Here is a 21521-nt window from a genome sequence, read left to right as displayed (position 1 = left end):
ACCGGTGCTACGGTCGGAATCATGAACAACCGCGGTACTGGTCGCGGCGTACTTCAACAGCCGGCCCCGTCGGCGCAATCGCAAGGTCCGCCGCCGCAGCGCCGACGATCGCCGGTTCGGGCGCGGTCCGCGCCGGGCGCCGTGTCGCAGCCCCGAGACGATGCCCCCGCCTACCGCCCGCCGTCGCCGGCGGACATTCGCGCCACAGTGCCGGTAAGACAGGCGCAGGCGCCTCCGGTCGATCGGCAGATACCTGCCGCCGTTACCCCCGACAGCCCCCAGGAGCGCGACACCCAGCTCTCCGCCAAACGCGACTGGCGGAGCCTGCTGGTCCGACTGACACCGATCGACCGCGGTCCCGGCAAAGCGCGGGCCGACGAACTCGCGCTGCGCAACCGGATCCGAGCATCGGCGGGCAGCGCATTCCCGATTGCGGTTCTCAACCTCAAGGGAGGTGTCGGCAAGACCGCGGTCGTCGAAGCACTGGGATCGACGTTCGCCGACGCGCGCGACGACCACGTCCTCGCCGCGGACCTCGACGCCGGCGGCCTCGCTGATCGCCATGGCCGCCGCAACTCGCTGAACATGGTCGACCTACTCGCCGATCGCTCGGTCACGCAGTATCCGGACCTGCGAGCTCACACATACCAAAACAGTTCCGGCTTGGAGATTTTAGGGATCCCGGACTATGCCTACAGCGATTGGCGAATCGAGCATGACGACGTTGTCAAAACGTTTTCGAAACTGCGGCAACATTATTCGGTGATACTGATCGACTGCGGCCGCGACCTGAAATCGGGTGTGACGAAGGCAGTTTTGCGCGAGTCACGAGCCCTGGTGGTGGTCACCAGCGCCTCCGTCGACGCGATCAAGAAGACCCGAACCACCATGCAGTGGCTGGCAAACAACGAGTATCGAAAACTGATTGACGCGACGGTCCTGGCGATCAACCACACCGAGCCAGGAAAGTCGGGCCCCGTCGCAAGCAAAGAATTACAGCAGCTGGCTCAGCGGTTCCCGTCCGAACGGGTGGTGGAGCTGCCGTTTGACCGGCACGTGTATGAGGGCAGTGAGATCACGCTGCAGCGGTTGAGCAGGGAAAGCAGGCGGCGTTACCTGCAGATGGCGGCCTCGCTGGCCGACCTGTTCCCCACCGAGAACGGCCCGACGCCGGCAAGCGACGACTTTCGGTAAATTTTCTAGCCGACTCAAATGGCGGTCCCAAGAGACCAATGTCAAGCTGCGGTTGCTCGCCGAGCAGGTCGCCGAGGACTTCTGCGAGGCAGGGCGCGACGCCATCCCGTCGCGCTCGGCGTTCGACCATCTTCTGCTCACCGCACATGAACGGGTTGTCGACTGTTCCGACGAGCAGGCGGACACCCCGGCCTGACTAGGATCGGGTCCGTGACTGTTGCTGCAGCTGAGCTGCTCGACTACGACGATGTCCTGGCACGCTACGAGCCGGTGCTCGGCTTGGAGGTGCACGTCGAGCTGTCCACGGCCACCAAGATGTTCTGCGGCTGCTCGACGACATTCGGCGCCGAACCCAACACTCAGGTGTGCCCGGTATGCCTGGGCCTGCCCGGTTCGCTGCCGGTGCTCAACCAAGCCGCGGTGGAGTCGGCGATCCGGATCGGGCTGGCGCTGAACTGCCAGATCGTGCCCTGGTGCCGGTTTGCCCGGAAAAACTACTTCTACCCGGACATGCCGAAGAACTACCAGATTTCGCAATACGACGAGCCGATCGCCGTCAACGGCTACCTCGATGTGCCGCTCGACGACGGCACCACCTGGCGAGTCGAGATCGAACGCGCGCACATGGAGGAAGACACCGGCAAGCTGACCCACCTGGGCAGCGAAACCGGACGCATCGAAGGCGCCACCGGTTCGCTGATCGACTACAACCGTGCCGGCGTGCCGCTGATCGAGATCGTCACCAAACCCGTCGAAGGAACCGGCGAGCGGGCCCCGCAAATCGCCCGGGCTTACGTGACCGCTTTGCGTGACCTGTTGCGCGCGTTGGGTGTTTCCGACGTGCGGATGGATCAAGGCTCGATGCGCTGTGACGCCAACGTCTCGCTCAAGCCGATCGGGGCGAGCGAGTTCGGTATCCGCACCGAGACCAAGAACGTCAACTCGCTGCGCAGCGTCGAGGTCGCCGTGCGCTACGAGATGCAGCGTCAAGGCGCGGTGCTGACCGCCGGCGGCCGGGTCACCCAGGAGACTCGACACTTCCACGAGAGTGGCTACACGAGCCCGGGTCGCACCAAGGAAACCGCCGAAGATTACCGTTATTTCCCGGAGCCCGATCTGGAACCTGTTGCGCCCGACGCCGAGCTCGTAGAGCGGCTGCGTCAAACCATCCCCGGGCTGCCGTGGTTGCGCCGCAAGCAAATTCAGCAAGAGTGGGGTGTTTCCGACGAGGTGATGCGCGACCTGGTCAACGCCGGCGCCGTCGACTTGGTCATCGCGACCGTCGAACATGGCGCGCCGAGCGAGGCCGCGCGTGCGCTGTGGGGCAATTTTCTGGTGCAGAAGGCCAACGAGGCCGGCGTCGGCCTCGACGAACTGGCCATCACCCCCAAGCAGGTCGCCGCGGTGGTCGCGCTGGTGGACGAGGGCAAATTGTCCAACAAGCTGGCCCGTCAAGTTATCGAGGGTGTGTTGGCCGGGGAGGGCGAACCCGAACACGTGATGACCGTCCGAGGCTTGGCCGTGGTGCGCGACGACTCGCTGATCCAGGCCGCCGTCGACGAGGCGCTGGCCGCCAATCCCGACGTGGCCGAAAAGATTCGCGGCGGCAAAGTCGCCGCGGCGGGGGCGATCGTCGGTGCGGTCATGAAGGCCACCAAGGGCCAGGCCGACGCGGCGCGGGTGCGCGAGCTGGTGCTGGCCGCGTGCCAATAGCGCCAACCCCGGCCCTGGGTAATCGCATGCTCTAAAGCTGCACCCACGCGCGTCTGACACGCCTACGATGGATTTTGGTCGGGGAAAGCCGTGACTGACGAAACGGTGTGATCGCGACGTGTGCTGACGGGTGGATATATCGGTGCGGCGGAGATCTTGAGCCGCCCGGCTCCCCACTGTCCACCGACCTCCGGCGGATGCCATGACCGGCACGCTGGTGCTGCACCCCGACGACGTTCGGCAGCGATTCACCGTGACCGGTGTCGTCCAGGGCGTCGGATATCGTCCGTTCGTCCACCGCACGGCCCGCGAACTAGGCCTCGTCGGGTTCGTCGGCAACGATTCCGGTGCGGTGTTCGTCGAGGCGCAGGGCCCCGCCGCGCGCCTTGACGAATTCGGTCGCCGGTTGCGCGCCGACGCGCCGCCGCTGGCGCGGATCAGCGCGGTATCCGTGGTCGACATCGAGGCAAACGGCGATACCGGATTCCGCATTGTGGACAGCCAAACCGCCCCGGGTGCCGGCACGCCGATTCCGCCCGACATCGCGGTGTGCGACGACTGCCTCGCCGAGTTGTTCGACCCCGCCGACCGCCGATACCGGCACCCGTTCATTACGTGCACCAACTGCGGACCGCGGTTCACGATCATCTGCGAACTGCCGTACGACCGTCCTGGCACCACCATGTCGGCCTTCGCCATGTGCGAACGCTGCACCGCCGAATACCACGATCCGGCCAACCGCCGCTTCCACGCCCAGCCGATCGCCTGCCCGGATTGCGGGCCGTCGTTGTGGTTGCAGCGGGGCGCCGAGCAGATCCACCGATCCGACGCTGCGCTGGCCGCCGCCCAGCAGGAGCTGATCGACGGGGCCGTCGTCGCGATCAAGGGGATTGGCGGCTACCACCTGGCCTGCGTCGTCGACGACCAAGCGGTGGTGGCAGGGCTGCGGGCCCGCAAGGCGCGCGGCGCCAAGCCGTTCGCGATGTTGGTCCGGGATCTCGACGTCGCGCGTCGCTACGCGCACATCGACGACACCGAGGCCGCGATCATGCTCAGCCCGGCGCGGCCGATCGTGTTGCTGCGCCGCCGCGCGGACGCCCCGGTCGCCGACGCCGTCGCGCCGGGCAGTCCGCTGCTCGGAATGATGCTGCCGTACACACCGATTCACCACTTGCTGCTGGCGTCTGGACTCGATGCGCTGGTAATGACCAGTGCCAACCGTTCCGACGAACCCATCTGCTTCACCGACGACGATGCGACGCGCCGACTGCCGCCGCTCTGCGACGTGGTGCTCGACCACAACCGGCCGATCCACGTGCCGTGCGACGACTCGGTGGTCCGCGTCGTCGACGGCCGCGAACTGCCGATCCGCCGTTCCCGTGGCTATGCGCCGCTGCCCGTCGATCTCGGCTACGAAGCGCCCTCGGTGCTGGCCGTCGGCGGGGAACTGAAGAACACCTTCTGCCTGACCGACGGTTCACGCGCCTACCTCTCTGGGCATATCGGCGATATGGAAACCCTGGAAACCCTGCGGGCGTTCGAGCGCGCGGTGAGCCAGCTCAGCGAAATCCGTTCTCGGCCAGTCCGATTGGCTGCCGACCTTCACCCGGGTTATCAGACCCGAAGCTGGGCCGAGCGGCATGTCGGTGAGCGCCCGCTGGACCTCGTGCAGCACCATCACGCGCACGTCGTCTCGCTGTTGGCCGAGCACGGCCGGCTCGGCGAACCCATCATCGGCGTCTCGTTCGACGGCACCGGCTACGGTTGCGATGCCACCATCTGGGGCGGTGAGGTCCTTGCCCTCGGACGCGATAGCCATCGGTTCGCCCGGGCCGGTCATCTGCTGCCGGTGCCGCTGCCCGGCGGTGACGCCGCAGTGCGCAATCCATGGCGAATGGCACTGTCGCAGTTGTGGGCGGCCGACGTCGACTGGGCCGCCGACCTGCCGCCGGTGACCGCCGCCACCCAGGCCGAATTGCGGGCCACCCGTTCGCAATTGGAAACCGGTTTCGGTTGCGCGCCGTGTTCGAGCATGGGCCGGTTGTTCGACGCCGTCGCTTCCCTGCTGGGGGTGCGACACCACATCGACTACGAGGGGCAGGCCGCCATTGAACTCGAAGTGCTGGCCGAGTCCGCGGACGCGTCGGCCGAGCTGCGCCTGGCGGTGCACGACGACGGGGTGATCGACCCACGCGGCATGATTGGCGCAATGGTTGCCGCTCTGCGCGCTGGTACCGAAACCGCTTCACTGGCAGCCGGGTTCCATCACGCGGTCGCCGTCGCGGTCGCGGAGGTGGTCGGCCGAGTCGCCGGCGACGTACGACTGGTGGGTCTTACCGGCGGCGTGTTCCAAAACGTACTGCTGCTGCGCGCATGTCGTCAGCGGTTGCAGCAGGCCGGTTTTGAGGTATTGACACACCGGGCGGTCCCGCCCAACGACGGCGGGCTCGCGCTCGGCCAGGCCGCGGTGTCGGTGCTGACCGCGCTGGCATCGCAATCCGAATTCGAGAGGGGGACTGATTTGTCATGACTACCACCGCGATTGACCGCGGGCTGGACGCCGAGCTGACCGCCGATCTCGCGGCTACCGCACTCACGCTGGCCCGGCGGTTTGCGGCGGGCGCCACCATGTGGTCGATAGCTCCGTCCTGGGAGCCGCATGCCCTGCACATCGCCGTCGAGTTTGTGCACCCGGTGATCATGGGCAAGCGGGCACTGCCGGCGGTCGCTCTGATCGGATCCGACTTGGTTGATCTGGTTCGGGTTTCGGTGCGCCCGGGCGACATCGTGATCGCGGTGTCGGGTGCCGACGACCCGGACGTGCGCTCGGTGATGCACCGCTGTCCGGCCTGGGGCGCCACCACCATCTGGATCGGCAGTGGCGAGCGACCTGAGGCGGGAATGGCCGACCATGTGCTGTGGCTCGACGACCCCGATCCCAGGGTGCCGGCAACCGGTGGCTTCGTGCTGTTCTACCACCTGCTGTGGGAGCTGACCCATGTCTGTTTCGAGCATCCTGGCCTGTTGAAAGAGGACGCCGCGTGCACCGACGACGTATGCGTGACGTGCAGCGACGAAGGTCGGCTCGGTGAGGTGGTGACGGCGTCGACCGACGGCATGGCTGCGGTGCGCACCGCCAAGGGCGTCGAGTCGGTTGCCACCACCCTCGTCGACCCGGTCGCCGCCGGCGAGCTTGTCTTGGTGCATGCCGGTACGGCGATCAGCCGCGTCAGTGAGGAGGTGGCATGACTCGCGAGGAGCCCACTAACTTCCTGTATCCGTTCATCGACGCCCAGGAGGACGATCCCAAGTCGCTGCTCGCCGATCTGACCGCGTCGGCACAAGCGAAGGCTACCGAAAGCCTGAGGCTGCGCCGCTCCACGCTGAAGGAAAACACCGAACTGGTCGCCACCGCGGCCGCGGAGATGGCAGCTCGTTTCACCGCCGGGGGCAGACTGTTCACCTTCGGCAACGGCGGAAGCTGTACCGATTGCACCACGTTGGCGCGGCTGTTCGCCCGCCCGCCGCTCGGAAAGCCGTTGCCGGCGTGGTCGCTGACCGCCGACCAGGCGATCATGACCGCGTTGGGCAACGACGTCGGGTTCGAGTTGGTGTTCGCCCGGCAGTTGATCGCCCGGGCGAAGGCGGACGACATCGCGATCGCGATGTCGACCAGCGGCAGTTCACCAAACCTGATGGCAGCGCTGGCCGAAGCCCGCCATCGCGACATGTACACCATCGGCTTCGCCGGTTACGACGGCGGCGCATTCGCCAAAAGCCTGGACGTCGACGCCTGCTTCGTCGTCCACTCGCAAAGCGTGCACCGGATACAGGAATCGCAAGCACTGCTGGGTTACGAGCTGTGGCTGAAGGTCCACGAAGAGCTGGGGGTGGGAGTGGCATGACGAAGTCCGCCAACGAATACCTGTCATCGGGGCCGAAATTCGCCGAAGGCGAGGTGATCGAGCGGATCGAAACCTTCCGCAAGCGCCGGCCCCGGTTGCTTGACGAGCACGTCACGACCGCGCACGGCGCCGGTGGAAAGGCATCGGCGGCCCTGGTGGATGCGGTGTTCATGGAGGCCTTCCGCAATCCGCTGCTCGAGTCGCTCGGCGACGGCGCGGTCCTCACCCTGCCCAGCGGCGAACGGCTGGTCATGTCAACCGATTCGTTTGTGGTGCAACCCAGGCGATTTCCGGGCGGCTCGATCGGCGAACTCGCCGTGCACGGCACCGCCAACGATCTCGCGGTGGCCGGAGCGGTGCCGCAATGGATCTCGGCGGCGTTCGTGCTCGAAGAGGGATTTCCGATCGCGGAATTGAAGGAGATCGTCGCGGACATGGCCGCCGCGGCGTCTGCGGCAGGTGTGCAGATCGTCACCGGCGACACGAAGGTGGTGCCTAAAGGTGCAGCCGACGGGATGTTTGTCACCACTACCGGCGCCGGCGTCATCCCGGCGGACCGGCGGCTCTCAGCGGAGTCGGTCCGTCCGGGCGACAAGCTGCTGTTGTCCGGTTCGATGGGCGATCACGGGATGGCGGTGATGCTGGCCCGCGGCGATTTGGCCATCGAAGCCGACATCCGTTCCGACACTGCGTCGGTGAGCCCGCTGGTGGAACTGCTGTTGGCTGCCGCGCCGTCTACTCGCTGGCTTCGCGACCCGACTCGCGGCGGTGTCGGGACCGTCTGCAACGAACTGGCCCAGGCGTGCGGGTTGGCGGTGGTGCTCGAAGAGGACAAGTTGCCGATCCACCCGATGGTCAGCGGCGCTTGCGAGCTGTTGGGCATCGACCCGCTCTATGTCGCCAACGAGGGCAAGTTCGTCGCCGTCGTCGCCGCCGACGAGGCAGAGGCGGGGCTGGCCGCCGTGCGCTCGCACCCGCTGGGCGCCGAAGCGGCTGAGGTGGGAGAAATCGTCGAGGAACCCGCGGAAACCGTGGTGGTGCAGACCGGGTTCGGCGGTTCCCGGATCGTCGACATGCTCGTCGGTGACCCGCTGCCGCGGATCTGTTGAGACGTGGCGATCGCAAGCGCGGCGAAGCCGGGCGCAGCGGGTCGCCACGAGAGAGGAACTGATATGTGTCTTGGGATTCCGGGGCGGATCGTCGAAATCACCGATGCCGACAACTACTTGGCCAAGGTCGATGTCAGCGGTGTGCAGCGCACCATCTCGGTGCGGCTGCTGGAAAAGGACATGCCCGAACCCGACGACTGGGTGCTGGTGCATGTCGGTTTCGCGATGGCCAAGATCGACGAAACCGAAGCCTTGCTGACGCTGGCGGCCGTCAAGAAACTCGGTGACGCCTACACCACCGAAATGGAAGCCTTCGATTCGTCGGCCATCGTGTGAAGGGATAGCTATGAAATTCGTTGACGAGTTCCGTGACCCGGCGGCAGCGCGCAAACTGATCGCAGCGATCAAACGGTTGGCCGGTGAGGAGGAGCACTTCAAGTTCATGGAGGTGTGCGGCGGACACACCCACACCATCTACCGGCACGGCATCGAACACCTGCTGCCGGAGAACGTCGAGTTGGTGCACGGGCCGGGGTGCCCGGTATGCGTGATCCCGATGGGCCGCATCGACGACGCCATGTGGCTGGCAGAGCAACCCGACGTGATCTTCACCTGCTTCGGTGACATGATGCGGGTGCCCGGCTCCAACGGAAACCTGCTGGACGCCAAAGCCCGCGGCGCCGACGTGCGGTTCGTCTACTCGCCGCTGGACGCGCTGAAGATCGCCGTCGACAACCCGGACAAGCACGTGGTGTTCTTCGCCGTCGGGTTCGAGACCACCGTGCCCTCCACCGCGGTGACGCTGGTGCGGGCCCGCGATATGGGCCTGACCAACTTCAGCGTGTTCTGCAACCACGTCACGATCGTGCCGCCGATCAAAGCCATCCTCGAGTCGCCGGATTTGCGACTGTCCGGCTTCATCGGCCCCGGACATGTGTCGACTGTCGTCGGCAACCGGCCGTATCGGTTCGTCAACGACGTCTATCACAAGCCGTTGGTAATCGCCGGATTCGAGCCTTTGGACATCCTGGCATCGGTGGCGATGCTCCTCACCCAGATCCGGGAGGGCCGCTGCGAGATCGAGAACCAGTACTCGCGGGTGGTGCGTCCAGAGGGCAACCCGGCGGCGTTGAAGTTGATGGGCACGGTTTTCGCGCTGCGCCCGCACTTCGAATGGCGCGGGTTGGGCTTCATCTCGCAGAGCGCGCTGCGGCTGCACGACGATTTCGCCGAGTTCGATGCCGAACTGCGCTACGCGATGCCCGGCGTGCGAGTCGCCGACCCCAAGGCATGCCAATGCGGCGAGGTGCTCAAGGGCGTGCTCAAGCCTTGGGAATGCAAGGTTTTCGGCACAGCCTGTACCCCCGAAACCCCGATCGGCACCTGCATGGTGTCGCCGGAGGGCGCCTGCGCGGCCTACTACAACTTCGGCCGGATGCACCGCGATGCCGTCAAGCTGGTGGGATCTCGAACCTGACCGCGTCGGTGGATACCCGTGGGGCGGAGATGTTCGCCCGCTACGCCTACGCTCCCAACGCGCTGGGCTATTGCGGGCCGCCTCTGGGCGCCACCCTGCGGGACGGCTCGGTCGAAGACGTACGGATCGCCGCCCGGAAGTTCTCCGGGGCCTGGCCCTATTTGCAGGTGCTTTCCAGGATGACCGGCATCGCCGATCCGCTGGACTACCGACTCGTCGAGTCGTACTGGCTCGGCGGCGGTCTCGGTGCCGATCTGAACCCGGCCGAGTTCGTCGACGAGTTGCTCGCCATCATCGGTCCGCAGGCCGGTCGGTACTGGTCGCACCTGGACTCGGACTTGGTGGGCGAGGCGGCTGCTAACCACTGCTTCCACGTGTTCGGGGTATATCCTTGGTCGCGGTTGCTGGGTCGCGGTCTCGACGAGCATCCGCTGGGCGTCTTGGATAATTGTCGAATCACTTGGGGAACAGTGATTTCCCGTGATGGCGATGACGTCGACGTATCGTGCCGTGCGCTGCTGTGGGACGGTCACGTGCTGGAACTGTCCGAACCGTCGACCCGCCGGGTCGACGTATGGGCCGACGGATACAGCGCGGTGCCCGACGTGGCCGTTGGCGACGAGGTCGCGGTGCACTGGGGCCGGCTGTGCGGCCGACTGCGGCCCGAGCAGATTCAGGCGCTGACGGATGCGACGGCGCGCCAGCTGAAGGCGACCAATCAGCGGCTGGCGCTGTAGGGACGGCTGCTCGCAGCAAGCGGCTTACGCGGCCGTGGCCGCCGGGGCTGTGGGCTTGCGGAAGATGAATTGTGTAAGTGTCGCCGGGTTCGCGGCCGCCGTCGCCGTGCGCAGGAAGTTGTTGGGCAACGAAAGTCGGAACACCTTCTTCCACGCGGAGCCGACCTGTCGGGCCAGCGGACCGCTGGTGTACGACAGTTCGTATCGTTCGAAGAGCGCGCGCACCTTCGGCGCGATCTCCTGGTACCGATTGCTCGGCAGGTCGGGGAACAAGTGGTGTTCGATCTGAAAGGACAGATTGCCGGTCATGAAGTGCAGGAACGGACTTCCGGTGATGTTGGCCGAACCGAGCATCTGCCGCAGATACCATTCGCCACGGGTTTCGCCGTCGATCGAGGTCTTCTCGTAGGTCTCCACACCCTCGGGGAAGTGGCCGCACATGATGACGGAGTGCGTCCAGAGGTTACGGACCAAGTTGGCTGTCAGGTTCGCGGTCAGTGTGGTGAGGGCCGACGGGCCCGACAGCAAGGGATGCAACAGGTAATCCCGTCCCATGTGCCGGCCGATCTTGTCGAGGACGTTCTTTCCCTGCCGGCGGAATTCTGCTTGGTCCGTTTTCCCCTTGAGGTACTTGCCGATCTGAAGGTCATAACCGGCGATGCCGTATTGGAAGATGCAGGCGTTGATGAAGTTCCACAGCGGCTGGCCAAGGTGGAACGGCGTCCAGCGCTGCCCCTCGTCGACCCGCATGATGCCGTAGCCGAGGTCGTTGTCTCTGCCGAGCACGTTGGTGTAGGTGTGGTGAAGCTGGTTGTGGGAGTGCTTCCACAGCTCCGACGGCGACGCGTTGTCCCACTCCCAGGTGGTCGAATGGATCTTCGGGTCCCGCATCCAGTCCCACTGTCCGTGCATCACGTTGTGCCCGATTTCCATGTTCTCGACGATCTTCGAGAACGATAGCCCCGCAGTGCCGGCCAGCCAGGCGGGCGGAAACAGCGAGAAGAGCAAGACGGCTCGGCTGCCGAGCTCGACCTTGCGCTGTAGGCCGATGACGTTGCGGATGTAGGCCGCATCACGCTCACCACGGTCGTCAAGCACCTGCTGACGGATGGCGTCAAGCTCCTTGCCCAGGTTCTCGATGTCCTCGTTGCTGAGGTGTGCGATCGGGTTGTGTTGTTTGCGTTGCACAGTAGTCATGTCGACTCCTTCAAGTCGTTAAAGTTCGATGTCGCATGCGCCGGCACAGGCGGACACGCATGTCTGGATGAGCACGCCGTCACCTGGTGCAGCGGTGGTGATTTCGCCGTTGCGCAGATCGCGCACGGCTCCTTCTCGCAGGGGTGCGACACAGCCGAAGCAGATTCCCATCCGGCATCCCGACGGCATCAACACTCCGGCCGACTCACCTGCGTCGAGCAGTGTTTGAGCGCCGTCGGTTTCGACGACGGTGCCGGAATTGGCGAAGGTAACCGTGCCGCCTTCCCCGCCGGTCAGGATGGCCGGCCGGAACCGCTCGGTGCGTAGGCGATCGGTGATGCCGTTGTCGATCCAGTGTTGCTCGAGTGCATCGAGCAGGTCGGTCGGTCCGCATGCCCACGTCTCGCGCTCGGCGTAGTCGCCGACCAGATCGCCGAGTTCGGCGACGCCGATCCTTCCGTCGGTGCCGGTGTGCTTCTCGACCAGCCGGATTCGGCCCAGCCGTGCCAGCATGCGTAACTCGTCGCCGAAGATCACATCGTCGCGAGTCGGGGCCGAGTGCACCACCACCACGTCATCGAGGTGATCTGCCATATTTCGCAGCATTCCCATGACCGGCGTGATACCGCTGCCAGCGGTGAGAAACAGTGCCTTGCACGGCAATTCGGTGCCAAGGGTGAATTCTCCGGCTGCGCGATCGAGTTGAACCATCGTTCCCACGGTCGCGTGCCGCACGAGGTGGGTGCTGACCCTCCCGCCAGGAATTGCTTTGACGGTGATCGCGATGCAACCATCGTCGGTCTTCGACGTGAGCGAGTACGACCTCCATTGACGGACGCCGTCGACATCAACGCCGATGCGAACATATTGCCCGGGCACATGCGTGCGCCAACCACGTCCGGGCTTGATCGTCACCGTCACCGCGTCGCGCGTTTCCGGCTGGATCGCCACGATGCGACCGCGCAGGTCAGCGCCGAAGCGCAGCGGATCGACGATGTCGAGGTAGTCGGCCGGGACCAACGGCGTGGTGACCCGTCCCGCGATCCGCAGGACTCGGTCCCGCAGCGTGCCCGCCACGGTTGGCCGGGGTGCTGTCGTTGTCATAAGCCCACTATCGCGAGCTTCGGGTATAAACTCTTGTCTGGAGAACGTGAAGTATCCCCGTGGTTTTGTTCGAAGGAAATAGTTTTGTCCAACGAGGCGCTCGGACGTGAGGTTCGCGGCGTCACCGGCCTCGACCTCGAGGACCACATCGTTGCGGCGCTGCGGGCCGTGCTGCCCAAAGTGGCCGAACACACCGTCGACGCCGTCGTCGTCGAAGTGCCCAGCTACGCGGGCGCGCTCGGCGGCAGAATCGGCCCGAACATCCAAAACGCGGTCCGGATGGCGCTCAGCGCGGTTCTGGGACTGGCCGCCCGCTCACAAGATGCCGATCCGGGTCCGTCGCTTTCACCTGCGCTCGACGGCGCCTATGAGCTCGGCCGGGGCGAGGCGCGCAACGGCCGGTCCATGGACGCTCTCTTGTCGGCTTACCGCGTGGGAGCGCGAGTGGCGTGGCGTGAGCTGTCGGCAACCGCTGTGGCCGCCCAGCTGCCCGCTGCGACGATAGCCGCGTTTGCCGAATTGGTGTTCGCCTTCATCGACGAACTTTCCGCGGCAAGCCTTTCCGGGCATGCCGACGAACTGGCGACATCGGGTCGGGTCCGGCAGCGCTACCTCGACCGGCTCGGACAGAGCTTGTTGGCGGGCGATCCCGCCGAAACCCTGCTCACCAGCGCCGAGCGGGCGGACTGGCTGCCGCCGGCCACCCTCACCGCGGTGTTACTGCCGTTGGCCCAAACACGCGGGGTGGTTTCGCGATTCGGACAGTCGACGTTGCTGCTCAGCGAGGACCTACCCGGCATCGACGTCTCGGAGTCGGCCGTCGTGCTGCTGGTTCCCGACATGGACGGCCCCAACCGGCCGCAGCTGCTGCACATATTGCAGGGCAGGCGCGCCGTGGTCGGCCCCGCACGCACCTGGACGCAGGCACAGTCGTCCTACCGTCGTGTGTTGCGGGCCCGCGAACTACGCTCCGCCGACGACGCCGACGTGCTCGACACCGAGAACCACTTGGCCGCACTGGTTCTCGGCGCCGACCCCGATGCCGCGGATGACCTGCGCCGGCAGGTACTCGCACCGCTGTCCGAGTTGCGCCCGCATACTGCCGAACGGCTGGCGGAAACACTGCGCTCATGGCTGCTGCACCAAGGCCGACGCGACGCCGTCGCGGCCGATCTGTTCGTGCATGCCCAAACTGTGCGCTACCGCATGACCCAACTACGGGAACTCTACGGCGACCGGCTCGACGACCCGCAAACCATCCTCGAGCTGATCGTGGCGCTGGCGGTTCCACCTCCGACGGACACAGCGTCGCGTCCCTGAGCAGACCACGTACGAAGGCCAGGCCCCACCCGGGTCCATGATGGCTGTGTGGACGATGAATCATTCGACCGGCTGGTCGGCCTGCTGGACTACACGATGTTCGTTGTCACCACCCAAGCCGACGGCCACTCGTCGGGCTGTCTGGTCGGCTTCGCCACCCAGACCAGCTTGGCGCCGCCGAGGTTTCTCGTCGGCATCTCCAAACGCAACCACACGTATCGAGTGGCGAGCCGGGCTGACCACGTAGCGGTCCATGTGCTGTCGCGGCGCGACATCGAGTTGGCCCGGCTCTTCGGCGGCCAAACCGGGGATGAGATCGACAAATTCGAGCGGTGCGCCTGGCGCAGCGGCCCGGCCGGGATGCCGATTCTCGACGATGCCGTCGCCTGGTTCGTCGGGAAAACACTGAGCCGGCTCGACGTCGGCGACCACATGGGCTACCTGCTCGAACCGATTGCGGGATATGCGCCGAAGCGCGCCGACGATCTCGTCAGCTTCTCCGACGTGCTCGACATGGAACCGGGCCACGACGCCTAGCGTTACGTCTTGTCCTCGTTGGCCCGGGGGAATCCGCCGCCCTGCGGGAACAGCGGGAAGACCACGTCGTCGAGTTTCTCGGCGTCGCCGGCTGTCTTGTTGACCGTCGCGCCCCACACGTTGCCGTCCGGCGACATCCGCAACGCCCAGGCGTGGGCGTGCGTGTCCTGACGGACCACGTCGGGTTCGCCGGTGACCGCACCGGTCGCCGGGGCCAGGTGAATGGCCACCGTCTGCTTGGTGTTGATCAGGTTGACCAGCACGGTGCCGTCCAACGCCGCACATCCGGCAACGTCGGGCCGATCCGGCCAGGTCCAAACCGTGGAGACCTTCGAATCGCGGGTGATGCGCTGCAAACGGTCTGCAGTGGGCGCGCGGTCGACCACGTACAGCGAGCCGTCAACCGGGTCGGTGCACACCCCGCCGCCGGCGCCGAGTCCGGACAGCGCGGTGGTCGGCGGCGCCTGGTTCAGGGTGGTCGGCTGCTCGATCCGCAGCACCTTGCCCGCCATCGAGTTTGGGTCCTCGGCCATCGCGGGATTGCCGGCGTCGCCGGTGAGAACGACCAGCGTGGTGGGGCTGGTGAAGATCAGCGCTCCGGTATTTCCATTGGTGCCCTTGGGGATTCCGGTCAGGATGTCTTTGGGGATATCGCCGTCGGCGATGCGAATGACCCGGTTGTCGCTGGGCGTGCTGATGTAGGCGTACATCAGCCGGTCCTGCTGATAGGTCGGCGACATCACGATGTCCATCAGCCCGCCGTCGCCGGCGGGATCGACCGGGATCACTACTTTGACTTTGGGCTCGGCGCTGACCGAGACCTCTTTGACGGCGCCGGTGGTGCGCTCGGCGACCAGCGCCGACTTGCTGTCGGGACCCATGATGAGGCCGCTGGTGCTTTCCAGGCAGCCCTGCATCACGCCCGGAGCCGGGCACTTTTTGGGGAATGGCTTGGCCGGCAGCGGTGGCGGTGGGGGAGGTGTCGAGCTTGCCGGCGCATGCCGCTGCGGCTCGGTAGTGAACGGTTCCGACTGGGCGTCGTTGAAGCGTGCGCATCCACTGACGACGAGCAGCGCCGCGGACAGCGCGACAAGCGCGTACCGCGCCGACCGCCGTACCTGCATGTCCGCAAGGGTACGGACAACGCTGCGGGCCTCGCCATGGCGTCCCACCGACGCGCCGACAGCGGCGAATAACGGACCGATCAAGCCGTGATACAAAACCGTCGTCTCGCAGGTTGCTTGCACTTAGGCTGGCACGGTGACCGGCGACCCCTATGGCTTTACCCGCTTTCACCGGCTTGAGGACGCTGAGGCATCGCCGGCGCGCAAGCCCGCTCCGCCGCCGCGCGAGTCCCGTCCGCCGGAGCCACCGCAGCAGTCCGCGGAGCCCGAGGCGGTCGAGCCCGAGGACGAGCTGGAGCCGGTCGTCGACGAGGATGACTCCGAAACGACCGCGATCGCACGCGACGAGCCAACCGACGATCCGGCCGAAGATGTCGATGAGGGCCTCGACCAGTCGGCCGCCGTCGACCGCGAACTGCCGCCGTCTGTGCAGCCGCGGCTGTTAGACGACCCACGGCTCAAGATGGCGCGGCAGCGCGGCACCCAGCATCTGGGCCTCATGGTGCTGCGGGTGGGTGTCGGTGTCGTGTTGGTGATTCACGGTATGCAGAAGATGTTCGGCTGGTGGGACGGACCGGGGATCGACGGATTCACAAACTCGCTGACCGAATTGGGGTATCAGCACGCGGACATCCTGAGCTATCTGGCAGCCGGTGCCCAGATCGTGGCCGGTGCACTTTTGGTCCTCGGGTTGTTCACCCCGGTGGTCGCGGCCGGCGCACTGGCCTACCTGGTCAACAGCCTGTTGGCTGACATCGCGACACAGCGACAGCGCGGCCACCTGAACTTCTTTCTATCCGGCGGCAGCGAATACCACATCATGCTGATCGTCGCGCTGGTCGCGATCATCCTTGCCGGCCCGGGGCTTTACGGGTTCGATGCGGGCCGTGGCTGGGCCCGTCGCCCGTTCATCGGATCGTCGGCAGCGCTGCTCATCGGCGTCGGCGGCGGAATCGGGTTCTGGGCGCTATTCAACGGTGTCAATCCGCTGGCGTGAAGCCCGCCGGCGGCCGTCGCGGCGCCCCCGACGTGCATCAGTCTGGTAAAAGCGCCGCTCAAATCCCCAATCTCGGCCCAACTGCCCTTACCCTGACACGCGTGACGAGTCAATCGCATGACACACGATGGCGGCGGCCGGACAGCTCCGAGGCGCCAACTCCGGGACGCCAGGCCGCAGCGAGCCTGGTCGACCCGGAAGACGACCTGCCGTCAGCCACCTATGCAGGCGATTTCGAGACGACCACCATTCCGCACTACGACGCCGCCGCCGGCATGTCCCCAGACTCCGGCAATCTGCGGTTGCCCGGCAACGGATACGGCGCGATCGGCGGCCAGGAGCCACTGGGCGCCCTGCCGTATGTCCAGCCGCAGAACAACGGCCATCATTCGGTATTCGGGCCGGGCGAGCTCGAGACCGGCTTCGACGACGAGCGTGTCCGTGCAGCCGGCCGGCGCGGCACCCAGAACCTCGGTTTGCTGTTGCTGCGGGTCGGGCTGGGTGCGGTGCTGATCGCCCACGGGCTGCAGAAACTGTTCGGCTGGTGGGGCGGCCAGGGGTTAACCGGGTTCAAGAACTCACTGGCTGACGCCGGCTACCAGCACGCCGACATCCTCACCTATGTCGCCGCGAGCGGTCAGATCCTGGCGGGAGTTCTGCTGGTGCTGGGACTGTTCACCCCGATCGCCGCCGCCGGCGCGCTGGCGTACCTGATCAACGGCCTGATCGCCGGGGTGTCGGCGCAGTCCGACTCACAATCGGTTCCGTTCTTCCTGCCTGATGGGCACGAGTACGAGCTCACGCTGATCGTCATGGCCGCCGCGGTCATCCTGATCGGCCCGGGACGGTACGGATTCGACGCTGGTCGTGGCTGGGCGCGGCGGCCGTTCATCGGCTCGTTCGCGGCCCTGCTGTTGGGGGTCGGCGCCGGTATCGCCATGTGGGTGTTGCTCAACGGTTCGAATCCGCTGACGTAGAGCCGGAGCAGCGGGTCTAGCCGGCGTACGGGTTAGGTACCCGGCCGCCGCTGGCTTCGGTCAGCACCGGGAGCGTCGCGAAGGTGACCGCGGGCAACCGCAGTTCGCCGTCGCCCTTGAGTTGCGCCCGCGCCCACAGACTCTTGGTGAACCGCAGCCCGTCGATCTGATCCCAGCGCACCGCCCGGCTGCCGAGCAGGGTGCGGACCGTCACGCCTTGTTGGTCGGCCACGGTGCGCAGGCGAATGATCAACGCCGACAACATGACCGGGATCACCAACAGTGGCGCGCTTGCCGGCCAGGTCAGCACCGGTATCAGCAGACCCAACGCGAAGAAGCCCACCGCAAAGTGGGCCATCGGCGAAATCTTGATCACCGCCGGGGATGTCGCGGGCGAACTGGCAGCCACCGGTGCATTGTGTCACCGCCCGGTGAGATTGCGCGCAGGGCTGTGCCTTGATGAACAATCACGACCGGACGCGCAATCTCAACGCTGAGCGGGTTACGATCCGGATTTGACGGCTGACCTGTGCGGAGACTACCGTCGGACGCTATGTACAGCCGCGAAATGCTCGTAGTACTTGGTCGGCGCGTTGGTAGCTGATTAGCTTTCGAGCACCAACGCGCAACCCCTCGTGCAGCAGAGCTGGCGGGGGTTTTTTGTTGCCAGCACCTGAAGAGGACACAGTGAGCGCACCCATAACGCGACCATCGGAGCGATCGGCGAGACCGCCGGTTGCCAACGGCGCGTCCGCCGCAGCCAAACCCGTCGGCCCCCAACCGAGCCACGTTGCGCCGCACCAGCTTACCGGTGCGCAGTCGGTAATCAGGTCGCTGGAGGAACTCGACGTCGAGGTCATCTTCGGCATTCCGGGCGGCGCCGTGCTGCCGGTGTACGACCCGCTGTTCGACTCGCAGAAGCTGCGCCACGTGCTGGTGCGTCACGAGCAGGGCGCCGGGCATGCCGCCAGCGGCTATGCGCACGCCACCGGCAAAGTCGGGGTGTGCATGGCCACGTCGGGTCCCGGTGCCACCAACCTGGTAACTCCGCTCGCGGACGCGCAGATGGACTCGGTCCCGGTGGTGGCGATCACCGGGCAGGTCGGCCGGGCGCTGATCGGCACCGACGCCTTCCAGGAGGCCGACATCTCCGGTGTGACCATGCCGATCACCAAGCACAACTTTCTGGTCCGCGACGGCGACGAGATCCCCCGGGTGATCGCCGAGGCTTTCCATATCGCGGCCACCGGGCGTCCCGGTGCGGTACTGGTCGACATCCCCAAGGACATCCTGCAAGGCCAGTGCACGTTCAGCTGGCCGCCGCGCATGGATCTGCCCGGCTACAAGCCCAACACCAAGCCGCACAACCGGCAGATCCGGGAGGCCGCCAAGCTGATCGCGGCGGCCCGCAAACCGGTGCTCTACGTCGGCGGCGGGGTCATCCGCGGCGACGCCACCGAGCAGCTACGCGACCTGGCCGAGCTGACCGGCATCCCGGTGGTGACCACGCTGATGGCGCGTGGCGCCTTCCCTGACAGTCACCCGCAGCACCTGGGCATGCCGGGCATGCACGGCACGGTGGCCGCAGTGGCGGGCCTGCAGCGCAGTGACTTGTTGATTGCGCTGGGCACCCGCTTCGACGACCGGGTCACCGGCAAGCTCGAATCATTCGCGCCGGAGGCCAAGGTCATCCACGCCGACATCGATCCGGCCGAGATCGGCAAGAACCGTCACGCCGACGTGCCGATCGTGGGTGACGTCAAAGCGGTCATCACCGATTTGATCGCGGCGCTGCGCCACGACGGGACCACCATCGAAGTCGACGAGTGGTGGGAGTACCTGCGCGAGGTGCGGTCCACCTACCCGCTGTCCTACGGGCCGCAGAGCGACGGCAGCCTCAGCCCCGAATACGTGATCTCGACCCTGGGCAAGATGGCCGGACCGGACGCGGTGTACGTCGCCGGAGTCGGGCAGCACCAGATGTGGGCTGCGCAGTTCATCTCCTACGAGAATCCGCGCACCTGGCTCAATTCCGGCGGTCTGGGCACCATGGGCTTCGCCATCCCGGCGGCGATGGGTGCCAAAATCGCCCGCCCGGACGCCGAGGTGTGGGCGGTCGACGGCGACGGCTGTTTCCAGATGACCAACCAGGAACTGGCCACCTGTGCGATCGAGGGCGCTCCGATCAAGGTGGCATTGATCAACAACGGCAACCTGGGCATGGTGCGTCAATGGCAGTCGCTGTTCTACCAAGAGCGCTACTCGCAGACCGATCTGGCGACCCACTCGCACCGCATTCCCGACTTCGTCAAGTTGGCCGAGGCGCTCGGCTGCGTCGGATTGCGCTGCGAGCGTGAGGAAGACGTGGCAGATGTCATCGCCCAGGCCCGCGCCATCAACGACCGCCCGGTGGTGATCGACTTCGTCGTCGGGGCCGACGCGCAGGTGTGGCCGATGGTGGCCGCCGGCACCAGTAACGACGAGATCCAGGCCGCGCGCGGAATCCGTCCGCTGTTCGACGACGAAGGCAACGAGGGGCACGCGTGATGAGCGCTCTGGATTCTGCGAAGACGCATACGCTTTCGGTGCTGGTCGAGGACAAACCCGGTGTCCTCGCCCGAGTGGCGGCGCTGTTTTCGCGGCGCGGGTTCAACATCGAGTCGCTGGCTGTCGGCGCCACCGAACAAAAGGACATGTCCCGGATGACGATCGTCGTCTCCGCCGAGGACGCTGTGCTGGAACAGATCACCAAGCAGCTCAACAAGCTGGTCAACGTCATCAAAATCGTCGAGCAGGATGACGACAATGCGGTGGCCCGCGAGTTGGCGCTGATCAAAGTGCGCGCCGATGCCAGTACTCGCGGCCAGATCATCGAAGCGGCGAACCTGTTCCGGGCCAGGGTGATTGACGTCTCCCCGGAGTCGCTCATCATCGAAGCCACCGGTACCCCGGCGAAATTCGAGGCGCTGCTGCGTGTGCTGGAACCCTATGGGGTGCGTGAACTCGTCCAATCCGGATTGGTGTCACTGTCGCGCGGTCCGCGTGGCATCGGCACCACGAAATAACTAATAAGGAGAAAAGCCAAGTGGCAGTGCAGATGTTCTACGACGACGACGCCGACCTGTCGATCATCCAAGGCCGCAAGGTCGGCGTCATCGGATACGGCAGCCAAGGACACGCGCACTCGTTGAGCCTGCGCGATTCCGGCGTCCAGGTGAAGGTGGGCCTGAAGGAGGGCTCGAAATCGCGGGCCAAGGTCGCCGAGCAGGGACTCGAGGTCGACACCCCGGCCGAGGTGGCCAAGTGGGCTGACGTGATCATGCTGCTGGCACCCGACACCGCGCAGGCCGACATCTTCACGAACGACATCGAGCCCAACCTCGAGGCGGGCAACGCACTGTTCTTCGGCCACGGGCTCAATATTCACTTCGACCTGATCAAGCCGGCCGCTGATATCACCGTGGGGATGGTCGCGCCGAAGGGCCCGGGGCATTTGTTGCGCCGCCAATTCGTCGACGGCAAGGGTGTGCCCTGCCTGATCGCGGTGGACCAGGACCCCAACGGGGAAGGCGAGGCGCTGGCGCTGTCCTACGCCAAAGGCATCGGCGGCACGCGCGCCGGCGTCATCAAGACCACGTTCAAGGAAGAGACCGAGACCGACCTGTTCGGTGAGCAGGCTGTGTTGTGCGGCGGCACCGAGGAATTGGTCAAAGCCGGGTTCGACGTGATGGTCGAGGCCGGTTACGCGCCCGAGATGGCCTACTTCGAGGTGCTGCACGAGCTCAAGCTGATCGTCGACCTGATGTACGAGGGCGGTATCGCGCGGATGAACTACTCGGTGTCCGACACCGCGGAGTTCGGCGGCTACCTTTCGGGTCCGCGGGTGATCGACGCCGACGCCAAGGAGCGGATGCGCGCCATCCTGCGCGACATTCAGGACGGCAGCTTCGTCAAGAAGCTGGTTGCCGACGTCGAGGGCGGCGGCAAGGAACTCACGCGGTTGCGCAAGGAGAACGCCGAGCACCCCATCGAGGTGACCGGCAAGAAGCTGCGCGATCTGATGAGCTGGGTGGACCGCCCCATCACCGAAACGGCTTAACCCGCTTCGGGCCTAGCCCTGCTACGCCGAG

Annotated in this window: 20 protein-coding genes and 1 pseudogene; 17 read left to right on the top strand and 4 right to left on the bottom strand. The window is 66.0% G+C overall.

Annotated elements, in window-relative coordinates; all coding sequences use genetic code 11:
* Positions 1-21: 21 nt before the first annotated feature.
* From AC5Y42_RS20575 to AC5Y42_RS20530, 10 genes and pseudogenes are all read left to right on the top strand, one after another.
* Complete coding sequence (locus AC5Y42_RS20575; protein WP_499900418.1) at positions 22-1194, top strand: MinD/ParA family ATP-binding protein; 1173 nt, start codon at positions 22-24, stop codon at positions 1192-1194.
* Between the two features lie 13 nt (positions 1195-1207).
* Positions 1208-1390 (top strand): annotated as a pseudogene (locus tag AC5Y42_RS20570) (antitermination regulator); the annotation flags it as partial.
* Positions 1391-1404: 14 nt separating this feature from the next.
* The gene (gatB, locus tag AC5Y42_RS20565) at positions 1405-2907 is read left to right on the top strand and encodes an Asp-tRNA(Asn)/Glu-tRNA(Gln) amidotransferase subunit GatB (protein ID WP_499900417.1); all 1503 of its coding nucleotides are present in this window, start codon (positions 1405-1407) and stop codon (positions 2905-2907) included.
* 202 nt (positions 2908-3109) lie between these two features.
* A complete protein-coding gene (gene hypF, locus AC5Y42_RS20560) occupies positions 3110-5437 on the top strand; it encodes a carbamoyltransferase HypF (protein WP_499900416.1) in 2328 nt (775 codons plus the stop codon).
* Positions 5434-6156 (top strand): HypC/HybG/HupF family hydrogenase formation chaperone, encoded by a 723-nt coding sequence (locus AC5Y42_RS20555; RefSeq protein ID WP_499900415.1) that lies wholly within the window; start codon positions 5434-5436, stop codon positions 6154-6156. The genes hypF and AC5Y42_RS20555 overlap by 4 nt, the downstream gene beginning before the upstream one ends.
* Positions 6153-6812, top strand: a complete 660-nt coding sequence (locus AC5Y42_RS20550; protein WP_499900414.1) for a D-sedoheptulose-7-phosphate isomerase — start codon at positions 6153-6155, stop codon at positions 6810-6812. Before AC5Y42_RS20555 ends, AC5Y42_RS20550 begins: the two co-directional genes overlap by 4 nt.
* Positions 6809-7921, top strand: a complete 1113-nt coding sequence (hypE, locus tag AC5Y42_RS20545; protein WP_499900413.1) for a hydrogenase expression/formation protein HypE — start codon at positions 6809-6811, stop codon at positions 7919-7921. Before AC5Y42_RS20550 ends, hypE begins: the two co-directional genes overlap by 4 nt.
* Positions 7922-7984: 63 nt before the next feature.
* Positions 7985-8257 (top strand): HypC/HybG/HupF family hydrogenase formation chaperone, encoded by a 273-nt coding sequence (locus AC5Y42_RS20540; protein WP_499900412.1) that lies wholly within the window; start codon positions 7985-7987, stop codon positions 8255-8257.
* Between the two features lie 10 nt (positions 8258-8267).
* A complete protein-coding gene (hypD, locus tag AC5Y42_RS20535) occupies positions 8268-9398 on the top strand; it encodes a hydrogenase formation protein HypD (protein WP_499900411.1) in 1131 nt (376 codons plus the stop codon).
* An 8-nt stretch (positions 9399-9406) separates the two neighbouring features.
* Positions 9407-10135 (top strand): DUF6390 family protein, encoded by a 729-nt coding sequence (locus AC5Y42_RS20530; protein WP_499900410.1) that lies wholly within the window; start codon positions 9407-9409, stop codon positions 10133-10135.
* 24 nt (positions 10136-10159) lie between these two features.
* Here the strand turns inward: AC5Y42_RS20530 and AC5Y42_RS20525 are convergent, their stop codons facing one another.
* A complete protein-coding gene (locus AC5Y42_RS20525) occupies positions 10160-11332 on the bottom strand; it encodes a fatty acid desaturase family protein (RefSeq protein ID WP_499900409.1) in 1173 nt (390 codons plus the stop codon).
* A gap of 18 nt (positions 11333-11350) precedes the next feature.
* Positions 11351-12436, bottom strand: a complete 1086-nt coding sequence (locus AC5Y42_RS20520; RefSeq protein ID WP_499900408.1) for a ferredoxin reductase — start codon at positions 12434-12436, stop codon at positions 11351-11353.
* A gap of 84 nt (positions 12437-12520) precedes the next feature.
* Between AC5Y42_RS20520 and AC5Y42_RS20515 the strand changes: the two genes are divergently transcribed.
* Both AC5Y42_RS20515 and AC5Y42_RS20510 read left to right on the top strand, forming a co-directional pair.
* Entirely contained in the window at positions 12521-13756 is a 1236-nt protein-coding gene (locus tag AC5Y42_RS20515; RefSeq protein ID WP_499900407.1) for a PucR family transcriptional regulator, read from the top strand.
* Positions 13757-13804: 48 nt separating this feature from the next.
* Complete coding sequence (locus AC5Y42_RS20510; RefSeq protein WP_499900406.1) at positions 13805-14293, top strand: flavin reductase family protein; 489 nt, start codon at positions 13805-13807, stop codon at positions 14291-14293.
* A gap of 2 nt (positions 14294-14295) precedes the next feature.
* Here AC5Y42_RS20510 and AC5Y42_RS20505 read toward each other — a convergent pair whose 3' ends face one another.
* Positions 14296-15417 carry a PQQ-dependent sugar dehydrogenase gene (locus tag AC5Y42_RS20505; protein WP_499900405.1) on the bottom strand — a complete coding sequence of 374 codons (1122 nt, stop codon included), beginning with the start codon at positions 15415-15417 and terminating at the stop codon, positions 14296-14298.
* A gap of 136 nt (positions 15418-15553) precedes the next feature.
* Between AC5Y42_RS20505 and AC5Y42_RS20500 the strand changes: the two genes are divergently transcribed.
* The gene (locus AC5Y42_RS20500) at positions 15554-16414 is read left to right on the top strand and encodes a DoxX family protein (protein WP_499900404.1); all 861 of its coding nucleotides are present in this window, start codon (positions 15554-15556) and stop codon (positions 16412-16414) included.
* A gap of 101 nt (positions 16415-16515) precedes the next feature.
* Positions 16516-17391 carry a DoxX family protein gene (locus tag AC5Y42_RS20495; protein WP_499900403.1) on the top strand — a complete coding sequence of 292 codons (876 nt, stop codon included), beginning with the start codon at positions 16516-16518 and terminating at the stop codon, positions 17389-17391.
* Between the two features lie 16 nt (positions 17392-17407).
* On the opposite strand, the gene AC5Y42_RS20490 is transcribed toward AC5Y42_RS20495, so the two are convergent.
* Positions 17408-17749, bottom strand: a complete 342-nt coding sequence (locus AC5Y42_RS20490; protein WP_499900458.1) for a PH domain-containing protein — start codon at positions 17747-17749, stop codon at positions 17408-17410.
* A gap of 329 nt (positions 17750-18078) precedes the next feature.
* Here AC5Y42_RS20490 and AC5Y42_RS20485 point away from each other — a divergent pair, with 329 nt between their 5' ends.
* Genes AC5Y42_RS20485 through ilvC form a run of 3 tightly spaced genes read left to right on the top strand, consistent with a single transcriptional unit; the run spans position 18079 to position 21490 of the window.
* Positions 18079-19938, top strand: a complete 1860-nt coding sequence (locus tag AC5Y42_RS20485; protein ID WP_499900402.1) for an acetolactate synthase large subunit — start codon at positions 18079-18081, stop codon at positions 19936-19938.
* The gene (gene ilvN, locus AC5Y42_RS20480; RefSeq protein ID WP_499900401.1) at positions 19938-20456 is read left to right on the top strand and encodes an acetolactate synthase small subunit; all 519 of its coding nucleotides are present in this window, start codon (positions 19938-19940) and stop codon (positions 20454-20456) included. The genes AC5Y42_RS20485 and ilvN overlap by 1 nt, the downstream gene beginning before the upstream one ends.
* Positions 20457-20488: 32 nt before the next feature.
* Positions 20489-21490 (top strand): ketol-acid reductoisomerase, encoded by a 1002-nt coding sequence (ilvC, locus tag AC5Y42_RS20475; protein WP_499900457.1) that lies wholly within the window; start codon positions 20489-20491, stop codon positions 21488-21490.
* Positions 21491-21521: the final 31 nt, after the last annotated feature.

The organism is Mycobacterium sp. NGS48 (assembly GCF_059812585.1).
The sequence above is the reverse complement of the archived record's forward strand: the minus strand, read 5'-3'. Positions and strand labels throughout refer to the sequence as shown.

What these genes read in the sequence shown, in the direction of transcription:
- AC5Y42_RS20575 (WP_499900418.1), top strand. Translation starts at nt 22, where the DNA reads ATGAACAACCGCGGTACTGGTCGCGGCGTACTTCAACAGCCGGCCCCG.
- hypF (WP_499900416.1), top strand. Translation starts at nt 3,110, where the DNA reads ATGACCGGCACGCTGGTGCTGCACCCCGACGACGTTCGGCAGCGATTC.
- AC5Y42_RS20555 (WP_499900415.1), top strand. Translation starts at nt 5,434, where the DNA reads ATGACTACCACCGCGATTGACCGCGGGCTGGACGCCGAGCTGACCGCC.
- AC5Y42_RS20550 (WP_499900414.1), top strand. Translation starts at nt 6,153, where the DNA reads ATGACTCGCGAGGAGCCCACTAACTTCCTGTATCCGTTCATCGACGCC.
- hypE (WP_499900413.1), top strand. Translation starts at nt 6,809, where the DNA reads ATGACGAAGTCCGCCAACGAATACCTGTCATCGGGGCCGAAATTCGCC.
- AC5Y42_RS20540 (WP_499900412.1), top strand. Translation starts at nt 7,985, where the DNA reads ATGTGTCTTGGGATTCCGGGGCGGATCGTCGAAATCACCGATGCCGAC.
- hypD (WP_499900411.1), top strand. Translation starts at nt 8,268, where the DNA reads ATGAAATTCGTTGACGAGTTCCGTGACCCGGCGGCAGCGCGCAAACTG.
- AC5Y42_RS20525 (WP_499900409.1), bottom strand. Translation starts at nt 11,332, where the DNA reads ATGACTACTGTGCAACGCAAACAACACAACCCGATCGCACACCTCAGC.
- AC5Y42_RS20520 (WP_499900408.1), bottom strand. Translation starts at nt 12,436, where the DNA reads ATGACAACGACAGCACCCCGGCCAACCGTGGCGGGCACGCTGCGGGAC.
- AC5Y42_RS20505 (WP_499900405.1), bottom strand. Translation starts at nt 15,417, where the DNA reads ATGCAGGTACGGCGGTCGGCGCGGTACGCGCTTGTCGCGCTGTCCGCG.
- AC5Y42_RS20490 (WP_499900458.1), bottom strand. Translation starts at nt 17,749, where the DNA reads ATGGCCCACTTTGCGGTGGGCTTCTTCGCGTTGGGTCTGCTGATACCG.
- ilvN (WP_499900401.1), top strand. Translation starts at nt 19,938, where the DNA reads ATGAGCGCTCTGGATTCTGCGAAGACGCATACGCTTTCGGTGCTGGTC.
- ilvC (WP_499900457.1), top strand. Translation starts at nt 20,489, where the DNA reads ATGTTCTACGACGACGACGCCGACCTGTCGATCATCCAAGGCCGCAAG.